General features: G+C 69.4%; 14 protein-coding genes. All 14 read left to right on the forward strand.

Features of this window, described 5'->3' with window-relative positions:
• Window positions 1–22 precede the first annotated feature (22 nt).
• The 14 genes from ABC304_RS09115 to ABC304_RS09180 all read left to right on the forward strand — a co-directional run bounded on the left by ABC304_RS09115 (window position 23) and on the right by ABC304_RS09180 (window position 13,731).
• On the forward strand, window positions 23–4,528 hold the full coding sequence (locus ABC304_RS09115; protein WP_412930294.1) for a type VII secretion EssC family protein: 4,506 nt from the start codon (window positions 23–25) through the stop codon (window positions 4,526–4,528).
• A 113-nt stretch (window positions 4,529–4,641) separates the two neighbouring features.
• The gene (locus ABC304_RS09120) at window positions 4,642–4,935 is read left to right on the forward strand and encodes a WXG100 family type VII secretion target (protein ID WP_412930295.1); all 294 of its coding nucleotides are present in this window, start codon (window positions 4,642–4,644) and stop codon (window positions 4,933–4,935) included.
• 122 nt (window positions 4,936–5,057) lie between these two features.
• The gene (locus ABC304_RS09125; protein WP_127096217.1) at window positions 5,058–5,276 is read left to right on the forward strand and encodes a hypothetical protein; all 219 of its coding nucleotides are present in this window, start codon (window positions 5,058–5,060) and stop codon (window positions 5,274–5,276) included.
• 10 nt (window positions 5,277–5,286) lie between these two features.
• The gene (locus ABC304_RS09130) at window positions 5,287–6,984 is read left to right on the forward strand and encodes an ABC transporter substrate-binding protein (RefSeq protein ID WP_412930296.1); all 1,698 of its coding nucleotides are present in this window, start codon (window positions 5,287–5,289) and stop codon (window positions 6,982–6,984) included.
• A gap of 133 nt (window positions 6,985–7,117) precedes the next feature.
• Entirely contained in the window at window positions 7,118–7,789 is a 672-nt protein-coding gene (locus ABC304_RS09135; protein WP_412932886.1) for a WXG100-like domain-containing protein, read from the forward strand.
• Entirely contained in the window at window positions 7,789–8,376 is a 588-nt protein-coding gene (locus ABC304_RS09140; protein ID WP_412930297.1) for a scabin-related ADP-ribosyltransferase, read from the forward strand. The genes ABC304_RS09135 and ABC304_RS09140 overlap by 1 nt, the downstream gene beginning before the upstream one ends.
• Complete coding sequence (locus ABC304_RS09145; protein WP_412930299.1) at window positions 8,373–8,954, forward strand: type VII secretion system-associated protein; 582 nt, start codon at window positions 8,373–8,375, stop codon at window positions 8,952–8,954. Before ABC304_RS09140 ends, ABC304_RS09145 begins: the two co-directional genes overlap by 4 nt.
• The gene (locus ABC304_RS09150) at window positions 8,951–9,340 is read left to right on the forward strand and encodes a hypothetical protein (RefSeq protein WP_412930300.1); all 390 of its coding nucleotides are present in this window, start codon (window positions 8,951–8,953) and stop codon (window positions 9,338–9,340) included. The genes ABC304_RS09145 and ABC304_RS09150 overlap by 4 nt, the downstream gene beginning before the upstream one ends.
• A 205-nt stretch (window positions 9,341–9,545) precedes the next feature.
• Window positions 9,546–10,217, forward strand: coding sequence for a WXG100-like domain-containing protein (locus ABC304_RS09155; protein WP_412932886.1), 672 nt, complete (start codon window positions 9,546–9,548; stop codon window positions 10,215–10,217).
• Window positions 10,217–10,801, forward strand: a complete 585-nt coding sequence (locus ABC304_RS09160; protein WP_412930301.1) for a hypothetical protein — start codon at window positions 10,217–10,219, stop codon at window positions 10,799–10,801. Before ABC304_RS09155 ends, ABC304_RS09160 begins: the two co-directional genes overlap by 1 nt.
• Window positions 10,798–11,331, forward strand: coding sequence for an SMI1/KNR4 family protein (locus tag ABC304_RS09165; protein ID WP_412930302.1), 534 nt, complete (start codon window positions 10,798–10,800; stop codon window positions 11,329–11,331). Before ABC304_RS09160 ends, ABC304_RS09165 begins: the two co-directional genes overlap by 4 nt.
• A 118-nt stretch (window positions 11,332–11,449) precedes the next feature.
• Window positions 11,450–12,223 (forward strand): FHA domain-containing protein, encoded by a 774-nt coding sequence (locus tag ABC304_RS09170; RefSeq protein ID WP_412932888.1) that lies wholly within the window; start codon window positions 11,450–11,452, stop codon window positions 12,221–12,223.
• 44 nt (window positions 12,224–12,267) lie between these two features.
• The gene (locus tag ABC304_RS09175; RefSeq protein ID WP_412930303.1) at window positions 12,268–12,903 is read left to right on the forward strand and encodes a thymidine kinase; all 636 of its coding nucleotides are present in this window, start codon (window positions 12,268–12,270) and stop codon (window positions 12,901–12,903) included.
• 81 nt (window positions 12,904–12,984) lie between these two features.
• Window positions 12,985–13,731: a FadR/GntR family transcriptional regulator gene (locus tag ABC304_RS09180; RefSeq protein WP_412930304.1), complete on the forward strand. Its 747-nt coding sequence runs from the start codon at window positions 12,985–12,987 to the stop codon at window positions 13,729–13,731.
• Window positions 13,732–13,809 lie beyond the last annotated feature (78 nt).

The following is a 13,809-nucleotide window of genomic DNA, read 5'->3' on the forward strand; positions in this document are numbered from 1 at the left end:
CCCGCAACACCAGGAGACATCCGTGAGGCTCAAGCTCACCCTGCGACGTCCGTCAGGCGACCCCGTCAACATCGTCATCACCACCGATTCCACCGCCACGACGGGTGACGTCGCACGGCACGTGGCGATGGCCGATCCGACGCGGTCGATCCCCGTCGTGGAGGGCGACGTGCTCACCCTGGCGGTCGCTCCGCCCACCGGGGAGCGGTTCGTCACGCTGCAGCCCGACGTCCCCATCGGCGAAGCGCCCATCGGGTCGGGCTTCGCAGCATCCATCGTCAATCACGGCCGCGACTACCGCGGCGCCGATCGGCGGGAGAGCGCCGGTGTGCTCGTGGCCACCGCCGGAGCGCTCGCCGGCCAGGAGTTCCCGATCGCCGCGGGGCATGTCTTCATCGGGCGGGAGCCCGGCAACGACGTCGTGCTCGCCGACCCGATGGTCTCGAAGCGTCACGCACGACTGGAGGTCGGCACGCACATCGAGGTCGTCGACCTGAACTCCGCGAACGGCGTGCTCGTGGACGGGATCGCCGTCCAGCGCGTCCGCGTCGAGGAGGGGGAGCCGTTCGTCATCGGCGGCACCACGCTGGTGCTGCGCCTGGCCCGCTCGTTCGACGGCTCCGCGTCGGAGGAGCCCATCATCGAGCGCGGCGGCGACCTGCTGTTCAACCGCAGCCCGCGCGTGGAGGTGCGCTACCCCGGCACGCTGTTCAAGGTTCCGCGGATGCCCACCGAGAAGATCGGGCGGATGTTCCCGTGGCCGATCCTCGTCGCGCCGATCCTGATGGGCATGGCGCTGTACGCGCTGAACGGCAATCCGCGATCGCTGCTGCTGATCGTGATGACGCCGCTCATGGCCTTCGGCAACCTCATCAACCAGTCGGCCCAGAGCAAGAAGGGCGAGAACCACGAGATCCTGCTCTTCGAGCGCCAGTTCGAGAAACTCGAGGAGGACTTCTTCCACGGCAAGCCGGAGGAAGAGCTCGCGCGCAACGCGGAGGCGCCGCCGGTGGCCGAGATCTTCGACCAGGCCATGCGCCTCGGGCCGATGCTCTGGACCCGGCGCCCCGAGCACTGGAACTTCCTCGGCCTGCGCCTCGGCAGCTGCCGTCTCCCGGCGCGCAACAGCATCGACGAGACCGAGAGCCCTGAGGGTCTGCCAGACTTCATCGACCGCGTCGACCGGCTGCGCGAGCGCTACGCCTTCGTCGACGACGTGCCCGTGTTCGAGACGTTCGTCGACGCCGGCTCCATCGGCATCGCCGGTCCGCCGCAGCCGGTGGCCGACGCGATGCGCGGTCTCGCCGTGCAGCTGTTCGGCCTGCACGCCCCCAACGACGTGGTCGCGGTCGCCTTCGCCGATTCCGCCTGGACGCCGGAGCTCGACTGGCTGACCTGGATGCCGCACACCTCCAGCGACAAGAGTCCGTTCCGCGACATCGCCCTCGCCGACTCCGCGCCGACCAGCGCTGCGCTCCTGAGCACCCTCGAGGAGTACGTGCAGCGAGCGGAGGGGGGCGTCGGCGGAGGCGGGGAGCCCCGAGGTCCCTTCAAGGAGGACTGGAACCCGCTGCTCTACGGCACCGACGTGTCGCGCGCGGCCGAGGAGCACAAGAAGACCCCGGCGCTGTCGGTCGTCGTCTTCGTCTCCAGCGACGCCCCGGTCGACCGCGGCCGGCTTCTCGACGTGCTCGAGCGCGGTGCCGACCACGGCGTGCACGCGGTCTTCGTCGCGCCGACCGTCGAGTCGCTCCCCGCGGTCTGCCGCAGCTACATCGACGTCACGGCCGGTCTTGAGGACGCGGAGGTCGGGCTCGTGCGCAACGGCGAGAACTTCGACCACGTGCGCGTCGAGGGCGTCTCGCACGCCTACATGGAGATGCTCGCCCGGCGACTCTCGCCGGTGGTGGATGCCAGCACCGGCGTGCACGACTCGTCCGACATCCCCAACTCGGTCATGTTCCTGCAGCTGGTGGATCCGGCCATCGCGGAGGATCCGCAGGTCGTCATCGAGCGGTGGCGGCAGAACAACACGATCGTCGACAGGTCCGCCGCCCCGCGTCCGCGGCTCAAGAAGGCGGGCACGCTCCGCGCCATCATCGGTCAGGGGCAGAGCAACGCGATGGTGCTCGACCTGCGCACCCACGGACCGCACGCGCTCGTCGGCGGCACCACGGGTGCCGGCAAGTCGGAGTTCCTCCAGGCGTGGGTGCTCGCCATGGCCGCCGCGCACAGCCCCGACCGCGTGACGTTCCTCTTCGTCGACTACAAGGGCGGGTCGGCCTTCGCCGACTGCGTCGAGCTGCCGCACTGCGTCGGGCTCGTCACCGACCTGAGCCCTCACCTCGTCAGTCGCGCGCTCACCAGCCTCCGTGCCGAGCTGCAGAACCGCGAGCACCTGCTCAACCGCAAGAAGGCGAAGGACCTCCTCGAGCTCGAGAAGCGCCAGGACCCGGAGTGCCCGCCGGCGCTGGTCCTCGTGATCGACGAGTTCGCCGCCCTGGCGTCGGAGATGCCGGAATTTGTGGACGGCGTCGTCGACATCGCCCAGCGCGGACGCTCCCTGGGCATCCACCTGATCATGGCGACCCAGCGGCCGGCCGGCGTCATCAAGGACAACCTGCGCGCGAACACCAATCTGCGCATCGCCCTGCGGATGGCCGACGAGGCCGACTCGCGCGACGTGGTCGACGACCCCATCGCCGCGAGCTTCCCCGCGACGATCCCCGGCCGGGCGATCGCCAAGACCGGCCCCGGCCGTCTCGTGCCGTTCCAGTCCGCCTACGCCGGCGGCTGGACCACGGAGGACGACTCCGACACGGCCGACGTGCGCGTCGCCGAGCTCGGGTTCGGCGCGCGCGGGGAGTGGGAGCCCGATCGACCCGCCGACGCCGACGCGCACCTCGAGGACCTCGGTCCGAACGACCAGAAGCGCATCGTCTCGACGCTGATCCGCGCCAGTGAGCGGGCCGAGCTGCCCCGTCCCCGACGGCCTTGGCTCGACGACCTGCCGCCGCTGGTCGATCTCCTCGATCTGCCGAACGAGGGCGATGCGCGCATCCCCCTCGCTCTCGTGGACGTGCCCGAGAAGCAGCTGCAGCAGTCGGCGGTGTTCTCTCCCGACCGCGACGGCTCGCTCGTGATCTACGGCACGTCGGGCTCGGGCAAGTCGACCCTGCTGAAGACCATCGGCACCGCGGCGGGCATGCGCCCGGACCTCGGGCGGGTGCAGGTGTACTGCCTCGATTTCGCCTCCGGCGCGCTCGGCGCGCTCGCCGCCCTTCCGCACGTCGGCTCGGTGGTGGACAGCTCCGACGTGGAGCGCATCCAGCGGCTGCTGCGCACCCTCGACGGGGAGATGGACCGCCGGGCGGCGGCGTTCTCGGCCGCCAGTGCCGCATCCGTCCAGGAGTACCGCGAGCTCAAGGATCCGCGGATGCCGCGCATCCTCCTGCTCATCGACAACTACCCCGAGTTCAAGAAGGACTGGGAGGTGGCTCCGGGACGCGGACCGTTCTACCGGATCTTCATGCGGATCCTGGGGGAGGGTCGCACCCTGGGCCTGCACACCGTCATCACCGCCGATCGCGGCAACGCGGTGCCCAGTGCGGTCGCGGCGAACATCTCGCGGCGTGTGGTGCTGCGCATGGGCGACCCCAGTCAGTACATGCTGCTGAGCGTGCCGCGCGACGTGCTCGACGAGCAGTCCGCGCCCGGGCGCGCCGTCGTCGACGGCCACGAGGCGCAGATCGCCGTGCTGGGCGGCACGGCGAACGTCGTCGAGCAGACCAAGGCGCTGCAGGCGCTCGGCGAGCGGCTGCGCGCCGAAGGCGTGCGCGACCTCCCCGAGATCGGTGCGCTGCCGACGACGGTCATGGCCGACGAGATGCCCGCGCAGGCGGACGGGATGCCGGTCTTCGGCGTCGCCGACGACACGCTGGCTCCCCGGGGCTTCGAGCCGGTCGGTTCGTTCGTCATCTCCGGGCCGCCGGCATCCGGTCGCACGAACGCGCTCAAGGCGCTCGTCGTGGCGATGGAGCGCTTCGATCCGCAGGTGAAGATGTACCACTTCGGCAACCGCCGCTCCGAGCTGAAGGACTTCCGTCCGTGGGTGCGCAGCGCCATCCGACCCGAGGACGAGAAGGAGCTCGCGACGGAGCTGGCGGAGCTGGTCGTCAGCGATGCGCCGGGAGGCCGCATCCTGATCGTCATCGAGGACATGCCGCACCTCGCCGACGGACCGGCCGACCGGCCGATGCGGGCGCTCCTGCAGGCGATGAACAACAGCGATCACCTGCTCCTGGGCGAGGCGGAGATCTCTCGCGCCAGCGGCAGCATCGGCGTGCTGGGGGAGTGGAAGACGGGGCGGCAGGGCATCGTGCTCAAGCCCGACACGTACGACGGCGAGTCGGTCTTCAAGCTCGCGTTCGGCCGCGTCAAGCGATCGGACTTCCCTGCGGGTCGCGGCATCTTCGTGCAGGCCGGACGCGCCGTCACCCTGCAGATGCCGTTGGTGCCGGACGCGTGATGGGCAGAGGTGCATGGGTACCACTCCCCGTGTGCCGATTCCGGATCATTGGCTAGCCTCGACACCAGAGGGGCCGCAGGGCCTGAACACGACGAAAGACGGAGGCGGTTCTCATGGCCGGACATGATTTCGGAGCAACGTACAGCGAGATGGAGAGCGCCGCTGCGCGCCTCCGCGACGGACGCAGCACCGTCACCGACACCCTGAAGGAGCTGCAGGGCGTCATCGATGACCTGGTGCAGGACGGGTTCAAGACGGAGAACGCCTCCGACGCGTACTCCACGGCCTATGGCGAGCTCACCTCGTCGCTCGACGACGCCGCGGAGGCCGTGAACGACATGGCGGACGCGCTCGACCGCATGGCGGACTCCATCCGCGACAAGGACGCCGAGCTCGCTGCCGGCTGAGTCCTGACGCAGCAGACGGATCGTGGCCCTGGTCTCCGGACCGGGGCCACGACCCGTTCGACGGCAGAGGGAGGCGCGCGACGTGACGAATAGGATCGTGGAGTGAACGGGGAGCAGAGCAGATGAGTGGTGGGCAGGCCTACTGGTACAACCTCTCGACGCAGGCGGTCGAGCGTGCCGACGCACGACCCTCGGAAGACACACTGGGGCCGTTCGCCTCCGCCGCCGAGGCCGAGGACGCGCCGGCTCTCTTCCTCGAGCACGCCCGCGCGTGGCTCGAGAGCGAGGAGAGCGAGCGCTTCCGCGAGATGGCCGAGGGTGACGACGTCGATCTCGCGTGAGACGACGCCGATGAACGCTCCCCGCCGTCTCGCGGCCGCGCTTCTGAGCGCCGTCCTCGTGCTGGGGCTGGCTGCCTGCGCGCCGGGGCTTCCCGAGACGGTCGTGCCCGGCACCACGGTGACGGCGGGGTGGAGTGGTGAGCTGACCTCGACCAACGCGGCCGCGGATCCGACGTCCGGCAACATCGATGTCGCCGCCGCCACGCGCGGCGGCTTCGGACGCGTCGTGTCCGGGGACTACGTGCCCGATCCCTCCTTCGGCACCGTCACGATCGTCAGCGAGAGCCCGTTCACCGTCCGCTACGACCTCGCCGAGCCGACCTGGTCGGACGGCATCCCGCTCGACGCCGCCGATCTGCTGCTGGCGTGGGCCGCAGCATCCGGACTTCTGAATCAGGATGCCGCGGGCACAGGATCGACGGAGGCGGCGGATGTCCTGGTTCCCGTCGTCGACGAGTTCGCCCGGTCCATCGACGTGACCTATCCGCAGCCGATCTCGGATTGGCAGCAGCGCATCGACGTCGCGGTCCCGGCGCACGTGGTGGCCCAGCGTGCCTTCGGTCAGGACGATCCGATGGAGGCCAAGCAGGCGCTTCTGACAGCGATCCGGAATCGGGATGCCACGGCGATCGCTCCGCTGGTCGACGTCTGGAATGACGCCTTCGCCGTGCCGGAGGAGGGTGAGCCGGCGAGCGACCTGCTGCTGTCGAGCGGGCCTTTCCGGGTCGACTCGGTGCAGCGCGACGCAGAGGGGCAGAGTGTGACCCTCGTGCCCAACGCGTCGTATCGCGGACCCGTGGCGCCGAAGGTGGCGACCATCCGACTCGTGCCCGCGGGGCCGGATCCGATCGCGGAGATCGGTGATCGCCTCGATGTCGCGCAGGTCGCGCCGCTCGCCGCGAACGCCGCCCCGATAGACGCCCTGGAGCGACGGGACATCCCGATCGCGACCACCCACGACGGCACGGTGTGGGCGCTGCTCCTCCGCCCGGCCGGGCTCTTCGCCACTCCCGCGGCGCGCGCGGCGTTCCTGCGGGCCGTCCCGGCGCGGCAGCTGATCGAACGCGGCGGCGGCGACTGGGCGTCGAGCTACACCAGCTCCTCGTCGATGCTCACCGCCCCCGGTACACGCGCCTACGACATCGCGACGGAGGACTCCGGCTTCGACGCCGCCCTCACCGGGGCCGACGACGCCGCGGGCGAGCGCACGGCGGCGGGCGTCGCCGCCGGGACACCCGTGTGCGTGCTCTTCGACCGCCGCAGCGAGTTCGCGTCCGGCGCCTTCGCCGGACTCCGCGACGCGGCGCAGGAGGCCGGCTGGAGCGCGGTCGACTGCGGTACGGACGACGTCGACTCCGCGCTCGGCCAGAACGGGTGGGACGCGGTGATCACGCGGGTGCCGATCCCGCAGACCGCCGGCGACGTCGCCGCTCAGTGGGGCACGGGCGGGTCCTCTCCGCTGGTGGGGGTCACGGACGCTGAGCGCGACGCGCTCATCGCCCAGCTCGCCGAGACCACCGACGTCTACGCCGCGCGTGACGTGCGCGCGCAGATCGAGGCCTCGATCGTCCGGGCGGCCGTGGCGCTGCCGATCGCCGTGAACCCGGTCATCACGGTGACCGACACCGCGGTCACCGGGGTGACGCCGCGCGACGGCGCCGCCGCCCCGCTCACGTGGGACGTGGCCCAGTGGGCGGTCGTGCCGTGATGCGCCGACAGCGGCGATCGCGTCCGGCGGTGGGGAGTGCTCCCCATCGCAGGGGTGCCGGCGGGACTTCTAGGGTCGTGGGTGTGGAGGTGCTGTTGTGGGGATGATGTTGCCGAATGAGCTTGTCTGGGTGATGGAGAAGCTGGGTTTCGAGTGGCCGGATATCGATGAGGATGAGGTCCGCAAGGGTGCGGTGCTGGTGCGCAATCTGGGGACGGATCTGGAGGCGGCGATCCAGGCGGTCGATTCCCGGATGAACGGGGATGTGTCGGCGGCGATGCGCGGGCAGACGGGGCCGGCGACGTTGGGGGCGTGGAATGCGAACCGGTCGCAGAATCTGCAGAAGCTGATCGACATCATGCCTCCTGCGGCGGTGGCGATGGATGTCGGGGCGGAGGCGATCCTGGCGTTGAAGATCAAGGTGATCGTCGATGTGACCTCGACGATGATCGCGTTGGTGGCGATGCTGACGAATCCGATCTCGGCGTTGGGTGCGGGGCCGATGCTGCTGATCAAGAAGAAGCTGTTGAACGCGGCGGTGGACATCGCGGTGGAGCAGCTGCTGAATCAGCTGCTGCCGATGGCGATCGAGCCGATGGCGGAGCAGCTGCCGGCGGTGGTGGATGCGATCCTCGATGCGCCGGTGGTGGAGGCGACGGCGGGGGATTCGGATGAGTTCTACGCGGATCTTGCGGCGTTGGAGGAGGCGCAGGCGACGTTGAAGCTGCACGGTTCGGACATCCAGGCTGTGACGTCGACCTTCTATGCGGAGTTCTCGGCTCTGGATTTCGGTGGGGATTCCTGATGTCGGCGATCAAGTCGGTGATCCGGGAGCTGAAGGATGCCGTGCTGAAGGGCATGGCGCACAGCAAGGACAGGCTCCATCAGGTCACCGACAACGTCAACACGCACCTCGATGACGTCGTCCGCCAGGTCCGCGCCCAAGACACCTTCACCGACGCGCCGGCACTCACAGGCAACAGCACGAACCGCGTCGACCGCACATCGACCGAGATGCTCTACCGCTCCGACAACCGCCCGCCATCGGCCATCTTCGAGGAGGGCTTCCAGGTTCGGGACCCGTCGAACAACGATCTCGAAGGGTTCGTGCGGACGAACGGTCCGTCCAACTTCGTCAGCACGACCAGGGACGAGAACCTCTACCGGCGCTGGGGCTCCGCGTATCGGTACAGCGTCGATGCTCCCGGCGGAATCGATGTCGACGCGACGATGCCCCACGGGCCGTACGCCCCGCACACCCCCAACCCGGAGTCGGAGGTCGCGTTCCAGGGAGGCATCCCCGCGCAGAACGTCGTCGGCGCTCACCCGGTCCTGCCCGGCGGCGATCTGGGGGGCTGGATCCCGAATCCGAACTACGGTGGTTCTCGATGACCTCTCCGGAGGAAGGGACGGATATGACCGCGTCGACGACGCCGCCCGTGACCGAGGCGCTCAGGGCAGAGGCTCGCGCCAACCCGGGTGCATGGATCTATGCCGTCGACCCGGGCTTCGCCGGTCAGGCGGAGGTGCCGCCGGAGGGCATCGTCGGCGCATGGCGATCTGATGAGAACGGTCGTCTGACGGACGAGTTCACGCCGAACGCGCGCCACCTCCCCACGCCGCAGGCGCGCGGGTGGGACGAGCCCCGCTCGGCACTCGAACGCGTTCTGCAGCTGGTGCTGTCGGGCTATCTTTCCGAGACGCAGCTCTGGGAGGCGTTCGCGCATGAAGTGGTCTTCGTCTTCTCCGGGCCGGATCAGGCGCTCTTCCTTGCTCCGGCGCAGGATGCGGGACGCCTGGTCTACGCGTACACGGACGAGGAGAAGGTGTCGGCCACAGGGGCCGGGGACTATCGTGCGGTCGTCGGTGGTGAGCTCGTCCCGACTCTTCCCGAGGACGTCAGGATCGCGATCAACCCCGGCGCTGCGGTGTCCGCCGTCATCCGTCCCCAGGATGTGCCCCGAGCATGATCCACAGCCCTCAGGCGATACAGGTCGCGCGCGACGGGGAGGTGTCCGACGCCACTGTGGCGTGGAGCTACTCCCGGGGATTGTGGGCGGTGACGGTCACCTCGCCCGCTTTCGGAACGATGGAGGCGAGCGCCGACGACGCTTTCGAGGCCCTGTGGCGCATCCGTGAGGAGCTCGAACCCCTCGGATGGCGGATCGGGGTCGCCGGTGCGCAAGCGGATGTCTGGCCCAGTGGTATGGCTCGCGATCAGGGCGGCGGGCTGAGTGCGTACCGTGTCGGCGGCGGTGACGGCGAGAGCGTGGTCGACACCTTCGCGCCGGTGGATCCGCGCACGGTCACCACCACGACGACGCAGAAGGCCGAGATCGATCGCCTCATGGGGTGACGGAGCACGATCCGTTCGCGGCCGCGAGCATCGTCTAAGGGGGAAGACGGGTCCCGCCGCACTCGTGGAGCAGACGCCGATCGTCTCGCACCCTGTCCCGTCGTGGGAAGGGCTACCCATGGCCGCCCACGGTCCCGCCTTCTAGGGTCGTGGGTGTGGAGGTGCTGTTGTGGGGATGATGTTGCCGAATGAGCTTGTCTGGGTGATGGAGAAGCTGGGTTTCGAGTGGCCGGATATCGATGAGGATGAGGTCCGCAAGGGTGCGGTGCTGGTGCGCAATCTGGGGACGGATCTGGAGGCGGCGATCCAGGCGGTCGATTCCCGGATGAACGGGGATGTGTCGGCGGCGATGCGCGGGCAGACGGGGCCGGCGACGTTGGGGGCGTGGAATGCGAACCGGTCGCAGAATCTGCAGAAGCTGATCGACATCATGCCTCCTGCGGCGGTGGCGATGGATGTCGGGGCGGAGGCGATCCTGGCGTTGAAGATCAAGGTGATCGTCGATGTGACCTCGACGATGATCGCGTTGGTGGCGATGCTGACGAATCCGATCTCGGCGTTGGGTGCGGGGCCGATGCTGCTGATCAAGAAGAAGCTGTTGAACGCGGCGGTGGACATCGCGGTGGAGCAGCTGCTGAATCAGCTGCTGCCGATGGCGATCGAGCCGATGGCGGAGCAGCTGCCGGCGGTGGTGGATGCGATCCTCGATGCGCCGGTGGTGGAGGCGACGGCGGGGGATTCGGATGAGTTCTACGCGGATCTTGCGGCGTTGGAGGAGGCGCAGGCGACGTTGAAGCTGCACGGTTCGGACATCCAGGCTGTGACGTCGACCTTCTATGCGGAGTTCTCGGCTCTGGATTTCGGTGGGGATTCCTGATGTCGGCGATCAAGTCGGTGATCCGGGAGCTGAAGGATGCCGTGCTGAAGGGCATGGCGCACAGCAAGGACAGGCTCCATCAGGTCACCGACAACGTCAACACGCACCTCGATGACGTCGTCCGCCAGGTCCGCGCCCAAGACACCTTCACCGACAAACCCGACCTCCCCCACGGGACCCCGCACGGCCCGCAACTGCCCAACCCGCACGGAGACGGTCCGGTGGAGTTCTACGTGCCGGAGGGTGCGACGCCCGCCGAGGTCGCCCAGTTCCACGACTACGTCAACCGGAGCAACCAGTACCTGGCCGACGGCTCGCTCTCCGGATCCGGTCGCGTCAGCACGGCCGGAGAGATCTCCCGCGAGGCCCGGCGCGAGGCGCGCCTGGAACGCCTTCGCGCCACCCAGGCCGGGACGCCGTACCAGGGCGTCGTGGCGCACATCCCCGATTCCACCTGGGTCGGTCACGGCAAGCCGCCCGGCTGGGGTGATTACACTCAGAACGTGAATTCCAGCCTCGCCGGGCAGGTCAACCGTTACCCGGTGGGGCACGATCCGACGATCTTCATTGTGAGGGAACGATGACCGACTGGCCTTCCAAGATCGTGGAACTCGTCCGCATCAAGGAGCGCATCGCCCGCCTCGACGTCGACAAGATCTTCCCGTACACGCTGCCCGCGGTCGCAGCGGATCCGGACCGGCTCACCCTCTTCGAAGAGCGCACCGGAGTGACCCTCGACGCCGGCCACCGGTCGTTCCTCGCCGCCGCCGACGGCTGGCCGGCGTTCTTCGAAACGCAGGACCTCCTCAGCATCGAACAGCTCGCCGGCGGCGAGCACCGGGATGCCTTCACCGCCTGGATGGAGTCCGCTCCGCCCCAGGCGCGCGCTGAGGGCTACACCGCTGCGACGCTGCTGCCCATCGCCGTCGACCTCGACATGCCGCTGTTCGCCGCGATGCCCGTCGTCGACGGGCGCGTGGCGAGTCAGGTGCTCTCCCTGGACCCGTCCGGGATCATCGACGACTTCGACTCCTTCAGCGCGTATTTCGACTCGACGATCGCCTACACCGAGCGCAACCTCGCGGACTTCGAGTCCGGCGCCTACCGCCTCTGACGCCACCTCGGACGAGCAGAGCGACGAGCTTCGTCCGAACCTCGCCTGACGGCGACGTCCGCCGTCCGAGCGCGGCGCCCCGTGGCAGGATGATCCGCGGGGGCACGACGTGACTGATGTGAATGCTGCGACGGAGACCGGACGCGTCGACGGAGACGAGGCGGACGGCGTCGCGCCGCTGCGCCTCGAGTTCGCGGGGGAGTGGCACGACCTCCCCGCCGACAGGCCGTTCGTCATCGGACGCGAGGGCGATCTGGAGGTCGACGACAACCCGTACCTGCACCGGCACTTCCTCGAGCTGCAGCACCGCGACGGCCTGTGGTGGATCTCCAACGTCGGAGTGCGGCTCGCAGCGACGATCTCCAGCGCCGGCGGCGCCGTGCAGTCCTGGCTGTCGCCGGGCGCGCGCATGCCCCTCGTCTTCGAGCGCAGCGTGATCGTCTTCACCGCCGGCCCGGTGACCTACGAGCTCAGCCTGCACACCGAGCAGGCACCGTACGAGGTCTCCCGTCAGGTGCAGGAGTCGATGAGCGGCGAGACCACCGTCATGCCGGTGAGCTTCACCCCCCTGCAGCGGCAGCTCATGGTCGCCCTCGCCGAGCCGATGCTGCGCCGGGAGGGCGTGAGCATGAACGAGCTCCCCTCCTCCAGCGACGCCGCGAAGCGGCTCGGCTGGACCATGAGCAAGTTCAATCGCAAGCTCGACAACGTCTGCGACAAGCTCGACCGCATGGGCGTCCAGGGGCTCCGCGGCGGTGCGGGGAAGCTGGCCACCAACCGTCGCGCGCGCCTTGTGGAGTATGCGGTCACCTCGCAGGTCATCACCCGCGCCGACCTGCCCATCCTCGACGACGCCGCGCTGCGCGCGCAGGCCGCCTCCGACGACGACTGACCCGCGACGGCGGAGCGCAGCATCCTGTTCCGTAGACTCGGCGGGTGGCCAAACTGTACTTCCGCTACGGAGCGATGAACTCGGGCAAATCGACCGCCCTGCTCCAGGCCGCGCACAACTACGAGGAGCGCGGCCAGCGAGTCCTCCTGGCCAAGCCGCGCATCGACACCAAGGGCGCGGGGCAGATCTCGAGCCGTCTCGGGATGACCCGTCCGGTCGACTTCCTGATCGACGCCGACGACGATGCGCGCGGTCTCTTCGCCGAGCACCAGGCCCGCGTCCGCTACACCCACGACGAGCTCGCCGGACTCAGCACCGGCCCCGCCGAGGTCTCGTGCCTCCTCGTCGACGAGGCGCAGTTCCTCACCGCCTCGCAGGTCGACGACCTCTTCCGCGTCGCCGTCCTCGATGACATCCCCGTGCTCGCCTACGGCATCCGCACCGACTTCCGCACCGAGGCGTTCCCCGGTTCTCGACGGCTCATGGACGTCGCCCACGCGCTCGAGGAGCTCAAGACGATCTGCCGCTGCGGCCGGAAGGCCCTGTTCAACGGTCGGCTCGTCGACGGGCACTTCGTCTTCGACGGCGATCAGGTGGCCATCGACGGCGCCGAGGTGACCTACGAGTCGCTGTGCGGTGAGTGCTATCTCCGCGAGTCCGGCGGCCGACTGGCGAGCTGACGCTCCTCCGAACCTGCGCTTGCCTGTGGTCTGACCACAAGCTACTGTGGTCAGACCACGACGGGCGAGCAAGGAGGCACCGTGACCGCGATCGATGACGCCGCGCCGACGACGGCCCGCGCCTGGCGCGCGGTGCTGGAGCGCATCGAGACGCAGCTGCTCGAAGGCGTCCTGTCTCCCGGTGATCGCCTTCCACCGGAGCGCGAGCTGGCCGCGACACTCAGTGTCGGACGGTCGAGCGTTCGCGAAGCACTCCGCGTGCTGGAGGTCATGGGACTCATCCGCACCGGGACGGGATCGGGCCCGACGTCGGGCGCGATCATCGTCGCCACACCTCGCGGGGGCATGGCCGCGCTCCTTCGGCTCCAGGTGGCCGCGCACGGCTTCCCGCTCGACGACGTCGTGCGCACCAGGTTGGTGCTCGAGGCCGCCGTGGTCTCCACGCTGGCGGCCGATCCCGAGCGTTCCATCGAGACCGCGCGCGCCGCCGCGGACGCGATGGATGCCGCGGCTCTGACGTCCGCGGAGTTCCTCGTGCTCGACGCGCAGCTGCATCTCGCGCTGGCCGAGGCGTCGGGAAACGTCGTCATCGCCGCGATGATGGCGGGGCTCCGCACCTCGATCGAGTCGTACGTGCAGGCGGGAGCGGCCCGGATCCCCGATTGGGATGCCGCGGCCACCCGCCTGCGCCAGGAGCACCGCGGGATCCTCGACGCCATCGACGCGGGGGATCCCGAGCGGGCCCGCACGCTCGTCGAGGAGCACATCAGCGGCTACTACGCCGGGGCCGCCCTGGGCGGCTCCGCCGGAACGCACGCCTCCGGCTGACGCCGACCTCACCTCTCCGGCTCACGCCGACCCCACCTCTCCGGCTCTCACAGAACCGCCCGACCTCACCTTCCCGGC

Source organism: Microbacterium jepli (assembly GCF_047237905.1).
GTDB lineage: Bacteria > Actinomycetota > Actinomycetes > Actinomycetales > Microbacteriaceae > Microbacterium.

Coding starts and splice junctions, on each gene's coding strand:
- ABC304_RS09145 (WP_412930299.1), top strand. CDS start 8,373: ATGACCTCTCCGGAGGAAGGGACGGATATGACCGCGTCGACGACGCCG.
- ABC304_RS09130 (WP_412930296.1), top strand. CDS start 5,287: ATGAACGCTCCCCGCCGTCTCGCGGCCGCGCTTCTGAGCGCCGTCCTC.
- ABC304_RS09135 (WP_412932886.1), top strand. CDS start 7,118: ATGGAGAAGCTGGGTTTCGAGTGGCCGGATATCGATGAGGATGAGGTC.
- ABC304_RS09165 (WP_412930302.1), top strand. CDS start 10,798: ATGACCGACTGGCCTTCCAAGATCGTGGAACTCGTCCGCATCAAGGAG.
- ABC304_RS09150 (WP_412930300.1), top strand. CDS start 8,951: ATGATCCACAGCCCTCAGGCGATACAGGTCGCGCGCGACGGGGAGGTG.
- ABC304_RS09155 (WP_412932886.1), top strand. CDS start 9,546: ATGGAGAAGCTGGGTTTCGAGTGGCCGGATATCGATGAGGATGAGGTC.
- ABC304_RS09125 (WP_127096217.1), top strand. CDS start 5,058: ATGAGTGGTGGGCAGGCCTACTGGTACAACCTCTCGACGCAGGCGGTC.
- ABC304_RS09140 (WP_412930297.1), top strand. CDS start 7,789: ATGTCGGCGATCAAGTCGGTGATCCGGGAGCTGAAGGATGCCGTGCTG.
- ABC304_RS09160 (WP_412930301.1), top strand. CDS start 10,217: ATGTCGGCGATCAAGTCGGTGATCCGGGAGCTGAAGGATGCCGTGCTG.
- ABC304_RS09120 (WP_412930295.1), top strand. CDS start 4,642: ATGGCCGGACATGATTTCGGAGCAACGTACAGCGAGATGGAGAGCGCC.